Here is a 6,266-nt window from a genome sequence, read left to right as displayed (position 1 = left end):
AGCGATCTCGGCGAAGGTGCCCGAGCAGTGGGGCGGCACTGCATCGGCGAACTCGTGGCAGGCGCTGACCGCGACGACGACCGTCGACAGCAGTCGCAGCAGGGTACGTCCCCGCTCGGACGACCGGACCGATGGATCGTTTCGGAGGCGCTGCAGGAGGTCGCGGCCGCGGCCCTCCACCGGCATCCGCGTGGACTCGCGTGACGTCACGAGCGGCGAGACGGTGGCGCCGTTGGTCGCGCTGACGACTGGGGCGGCCGGCGGTCCGGCGCGCTTGGCCAGATTGTCCGGCAGTGGGCTTTCACCCCGTTCGATGCGTTGACGCACATCGCGCGCCGTCGTGACCGAGACCCCCGCCTTGCGGGCGATCTCGCGCAATGACGCGCGCGGATTCATGGACAGGAATTCGGCGGCGCGGCGCCTGCCGTTGGCCGGCCTGACCGGTCGTAGTTTTCCATCACGACCGAGCCTGGGGTGCAACTGGGAAATTTCCTCGGTTGCACACCCGCGCAATTTTCCGACCGTCTTGTTCGATACGCCCGCAATCAACCCGATGGACCGGTCCGACCAATGCGGGTAAGACTTGAGCACTCTTTGCGCGGCCGCTTTCCTTTCAGCGAGCGTCAACGGCAGGCCGTGCGTCACATTCAAATGCACAGCAAGCGCGAAGGCCTCCGCGTCGTTACCCTCGAAAAGCCGGGCCGCAATGGTGGGATGCCCACGCAATTCGGTGGCCCGAAGCCGATGCACGCCGTCGATCACCCGCATGGAGGCCCGATGGATCACGATCGGCGGCAACGGCAGCGGTGACTGGGCCAGCACTCGAATGTGATTCTCGTTGGCTTTGTTCTTCCTGGGCGTGTAGGAGTTTCGAATCGAGGCCACCGGGATGTCCTCGATCGGCAGCAGGCTCCCCCGCCGTACCCACTCCTCGACCGCACACGCCGACAACGGGTCCAAGTACCCGTAGCCGGGTAGCGAAACGGACATGACGTCCGTCTCGCCGAGGATCCTCGCGCTGCTTTCAGGCGATTGCGACATCGCGTGGCAGCCCTGAGCTATCGGCCCGGGCATCGCGCACGACTAGTTTGCTGTGTGCCCATGCGGCCAGACCCCTTTCGGTGGTTCAAACAACTTACCCGTGCGTAGGTTACTCAAGAGTAAGGTCGGCGAACGCCGCTTGTCAACGTATTGAACAAACATCAGCACCGGCGGTACGGCCCGCTGCCGCGTGACCGACGGGATAGCCCGATCGGTTGCGGCAGTGCGGATTTCGGACCGACCCAAAACCGGCTTTGAACACACGCCGCGATAAGTATATATTGACAGGTGTCGAATACGCATCGCCGGCTCGAACCCGAGCCCAACCATCCGGTTGGTGCCCAGGTGCTGTCACCGGCTCCGGGCGGCAGGCGGGCCGAAAAATATCCGGCGCGGCAAAAATTAACTCTGCGCATGTAGCGCCCTGGCTTCGAGACACAACGACCGACTGCACATAATGAGTTCCATCACGTCGGCCAAAGGAGCCATCGATGAGCGCGTCCACAGCACACCACCCGCTTCGCGTCATCCAGTGGACCACGGGAAATATCGGGCGACGCTCGCTGCACGCCATCATCGGCCGGCCGGACCTGGAACTCGTCGGCGTCTACGCCCATGGCCAGGACAAGGTCGGGGTGGACGCCGCCGAGCTGTCCGGCTGGCCCGACCCGACCGGAATCACGGCGACCAACGACGTCGCCGCGCTGCTGGCACTTCAACCCGATGCCTGCTGCTACAACCCACTCTGGCCCAGCGTCGACGAACTGGTCCGCCTGCTCGAGGCCGGCGTCAACGTGTGCACCAGCGCGGCCTGGATCACCGGCGGTAAGCAGACGCCGCAGGACCGGCAGCGGATTCTCGACGCCTGCGAGCGGGGCCAGTCGACGATTTTCGGCAGCGGCGCACACCCTGGGATGACCAACCTGGTCGCGATGGCGCTCAGCGGTTCTTGTGAGCGCGTCGACGAGATCCGGATCACCGAGTCGGTGGACTGCTCCACCTATGAATCGGCGGAAACCCAGACCGCCATGGGGTTTTCGCAGGATCCCGAGACCCCCGGGCTGGCCGAGACGGTACGGCGCGAGAGCGAGGTGTTCGCCGAGTCGGCCGCGATGATGGCCGACGCGATCGGGGCGAGGCTGGACACGATGACCTTCGACGTCACGTTCACCGCGGCCACCGGCGACACCGACCTCGGCTTCATGAAGATCCCGGCCGGCACCGTCGGCGGCGTCTTCGGCTACCACCGGGGCTGGGTGGGCGAGAACAACGTGGTCAGCGTCGGATTCAACTGGACCATGGGCGATCACGTGACGCCGCCCAAGCCTCTCGAGCACGGCCACGTCATTCAGGTGTTCGGGGTACCCAACATGCGCACGGTGGTGCACTGCCTGCCGCCGAAGGACTGGACCGAACCGGGATTCATGGGCTTGGGCATGATCTACACGGCGATGCCGGTGACCAATGCGGTGCCCGCCGTTGTGGCGGCCAAGCCCGGAATCGTCACGCTGGCCGACCTGCCGCCGGTAACCGGGCGCGCCACCCAGTCCTAGTGCGCCGTTACAGACATTGTTCGGACCAAGCAGAACGCGGACGTCCTCTATCATCTAGCATTGTTAGCCGAGCAAAGGTTCTGATCGGCGTCGACTTTCCGACACCGATTCTGAGGGCCCTGCTCGCTCGGCGAAGCTGCCCTGAACGCTCCTTTTCGGTCGCCGCACGGAGCAGTGGCTCGACGCGTTCACGGACAACATTGCGGGACGCGCGGCGGGAGGAGATTCGGTGAGGGCGATGTCGATGAGCGGTGTAATCAAACGCGCCTGGATACCTTTGCTGCTGATCGTCGTGCTCGCGGTCTCCGCGCTCGTCGTGACGCGACTGCACAAGGTGTTCGCCTCGCAGGACCTCAACGCGAATGCAGGAGCCAGCATCAAGATCGTGCAATTCAACCCCAAAGTCGTGAAGTACGAGATTTTCGGCAACCCCGGGACGACCGCGAACATCAACTATTGGGACGCCGACGCCAACACCCACCAGGTCAACAACGCGTCGCTGCCGTGGACCTACACGCTGTCGACCACGCTGCCCACCGTGAGCGCCAACATCATGGCCCAGACCGACGGCGGGTACATCGGCTGTCGCATCACCGTCGACGGCGAGTTGCGCGAGCACCAGAGCTCCGACGGGCACAACGCGCAGACCTTCTGCCTGGTGAAGTCCGCATGAGCAACCACGGGAATCCGTCGACCACACCGCCGGGGCGCAGCCCCCACCGCCCCTTCCTGCCGCACGTCATCCGGATCTTCGCGATACCGATCATCCTTCTCTGGGTCGCTGTCACCGTCATCGTCAATGTCGCGGTCCCGACGTTGGAAGTCGTCGGCGAGGCGCATTCCGCGCCGATGGCACCGCTGGACGCGCCGTCGATGAAGGCGATGATGCGGATGGGGCACAACTTCCACGAGTTCGACTCCAACAGCACGGTGATGGTCGTCGTGGAAGGCCAGCAACCTCTTGGCGAGGCCGCCCACAAGTACTACGACGACATCGTGCGCAAACTACGCGCCGACACCAAGCACGTCCAGCACATTCAGGACTTCTGGGGCGACCGGTTCACCGCCGCGGGCGCGCAGAGCGCCGATGCCAAGGGCTCCTACGTGCAGGTCAACATCGCCGGTAACCAAGGCACGACCGAGGCCAACGACTCCGTCGAGGCGGTCCGAAAGGTCGTCGACGAGGAGAAAGCTCCGCCCGGCGTGAAAGCCTACGTGACCGGTCCGGCAGCGCTGTCGGATGATATGCATGTCATCGGCAACGCCAGCCTGGCCAAGATCACGCTGTTCACGCTCGGCGCGATCGCGATCATGCTGCTGTTGGTCTACCGCTCGATCGTGACCACGCTGATTCAGTTGTTCATGACGTTCGTGGCGTTGGCATGCGCACGGGGGGTCGTCGCGGTTCTGGCCTACAACGACGCTTTCGGCCTCACCACGTTCGCCGCCAACATTTTGACGATGTTGGCGATCGCGGCCGGAACGGACTACGGGATCTTCCTCGTCGGCCGTTACCAAGAAGCACGGCGCGAGGGCGAAGACCGAGAAACCGCGTACTACACCACATTCACGGGTGTGGCTCCGGTCGTCTTGGGGTCCGGCCTGACGATTGCCGGCGCGACATACTGCCTGAGCTTCTGCCGGTTGCCGTGGTTCGCGACGATGGGCGCACCGGTGGCCATCGGCATGCTGGTCGTCGTCCTGGCGGGTTTGACGCTCGGACCGGCAGTCGTCTTCCTGGGCAGCAAAGTCGGTCTGTTCGAGAAGAAGGGGCAGTCCCGCGGCAAGCTGTGGCGGCGGGTCGGCACCGCCGTTGTGCGGTGGCCCGCACCGATTTTCGCGGTCAGCCTGGCAGTCGTTCTGGTCGGCATGGTCGCGCTGCCCGGATTCAAGACCAGCTACAACGACCGGCACTATCTCCCGGCGACAGCGCCCTCCAACATCGGATACGCGGCCGCCGATCGGCATTTCTCCGAGGCTCGGATGAACCCGGATCTGTTGATGATCGAGGCCGACCACGACATGCGCAACACCGCCGACATGCTGGTGCTGGACAAGGTCGCCAAGAACGAGATCCGCACGCCCGGTATCGCGATGATCCAGGACATCACGCGACCGCTGGGAATTCCGATCCAGCACAGCTCAATTCCGTTCCAGAACAGCATCCAGAGCCAGACGACCATGCAGAACATGGACTTCCTGAAGGACCGCATGAAGGACCTGCTGAAGATGGCCGACGAGATGCAGATCATGATCGACGTGACGGCACGTCAGGCCAAGGTCACCCATGACCTCGCCACCGCCGCCCTCGACAGCGCGAAAACTACGCAGGAAACCTCCGAGATCACCGACACCCTGCGTGACCATTTCGCGGATTTCGAAGACTTCTACCGGCCGATCCGCAGCTACTTCTACTGGGACAAGCACTGCTTCGACATCCCGGTCTGCTACTCATTCCGGTCGTTCTTCGACTCGATCGACGGATTCGACCAGCTCGCCGAAAAGTTCCACGAGCTCTCCGGCGACATCGGGCGCACCGCAACCGCGTCGCACGAATTGGAACAGCTGATCCCGATCATGCTGGAGACACTGAAGACAACGCACGGTCTGACGCTGACCATGTATCAGACCTTCAAGGCGATGATCGACCAGATGGAGGCGATGAGCAACACCGCCATCGTAATGGGGCAAAGCTTCGACAAGTCGCAGAACGACGACTTCTTCTACCTCCCACCGGAGGCTTTCCAGAACCCGGAGTTCATCCGGGGCGTCAAGATGTTCTTCTCCCCCGACGGAAAGTCCGTGCGGTTCTTCATCACTCACCAGGGCGACCCGATGACGCCCGAGGGCATCGACCGGGTGAGTGCGGAGCGTACTGCCGCCCAGGAAGGCCTCAAGCAGTCCTCGCTGTCGGACGCCAAGGTCTATCTCGGCGGTACCGCCGCGACGTTCCGCGACATGGCCGACGGCGAGAAGTACGACCTGATGATCGCGGTGGTCTCGGCCCTGACGTTGATCTTCATGATCATGCTGCTGCTCACCCGAAGTGTGGTGGCGGCGTTGGTGATCGTGGGAACAGCGAGCAGTTCGATTGCCGCGTCGTTCGGGTTGTCGGTGTTGATCTGGCAGGATCTGTTCGGCATGCACCTTCACTGGATCGTGATGGCGCTGGCGGTCATCATCTTGTTGGCCGTCGGCTCGGACTACAACCTATTGCTGGTGTCGCGATTCAAAGAAGAGATACACGCGGGCCTCAAGACCGGTTACATCCGGTCGATGGCCGGCACCGGCGCGGTGGTGACGTCAGCGGGTCTGGTGTTCGCCTTCACGATGGCGGCGATGCTGGGCAGCGAGTTGACGGTGTTGGGTCAGTTCGGCTCGACGGTCTGCATCGGCCTGCTGCTCGACACCCTGGTAGTGCGAACGCTGTTCATGCCTTCGCTGGCAACGCTTTTGGGCCGCTGGTTCTGGTGGCCGCTGGTGGTCCATCCTCGCGGCGACAACGCCAAGCCCAAGCCCAAGGCAGCGACCGCCGTCGGCGACGAGGCCAGCACCGCGCCGCTGGCCGTGCAAAAGTCCTAGTGGTGTGTCTCGTAAATAAATAGGTAGTTGTTCGGTATTCTGGTGGGATGAGTGCACCAGCAGTGCCATTGCCGTTGTCGGCCGGTGAGC

At 63.5% G+C, this 6,266-nt stretch carries 4 protein-coding genes; 3 read left to right on the top strand and 1 reads right to left on the bottom strand.

What is annotated here, in order from left to right:
• The coding region (locus AC2VOU_RS13490) for a hypothetical protein (protein ID WP_486957837.1) at positions 1-990 on the bottom strand (990 nt) is incomplete at its 3' end.
• A 542-nt stretch (positions 991-1,532) separates the two neighbouring features.
• Here AC2VOU_RS13490 and AC2VOU_RS13485 point away from each other — a divergent pair.
• The 3 genes from AC2VOU_RS13485 to AC2VOU_RS13475 all read left to right on the top strand — a co-directional run bounded on the left by AC2VOU_RS13485 (position 1,533) and on the right by AC2VOU_RS13475 (position 6,176).
• Positions 1,533-2,594: an NAD(P)H-dependent amine dehydrogenase family protein gene (locus AC2VOU_RS13485; RefSeq protein ID WP_486957836.1), complete on the top strand. Its 1,062-nt coding sequence runs from the start codon at positions 1,533-1,535 to the stop codon at positions 2,592-2,594.
• Between the two features lie 244 nt (positions 2,595-2,838).
• Positions 2,839-3,267 carry an MmpS family transport accessory protein gene (locus AC2VOU_RS13480; protein ID WP_486957835.1) on the top strand — a complete coding sequence of 143 codons (429 nt, stop codon included), beginning with the start codon at positions 2,839-2,841 and terminating at the stop codon, positions 3,265-3,267.
• The gene (locus AC2VOU_RS13475) at positions 3,264-6,176 is read left to right on the top strand and encodes an MMPL/RND family transporter (RefSeq protein ID WP_486957834.1); all 2,913 of its coding nucleotides are present in this window, start codon (positions 3,264-3,266) and stop codon (positions 6,174-6,176) included. Before AC2VOU_RS13480 ends, AC2VOU_RS13475 begins: the two co-directional genes overlap by 4 nt.
• Positions 6,177-6,266 lie beyond the last annotated feature (90 nt).

It is taken from the genome of Mycobacterium sp. TH-M25, from assembly GCF_057473665.1.
This window is presented reverse-complemented; position numbering and strand designations above follow the sequence as displayed.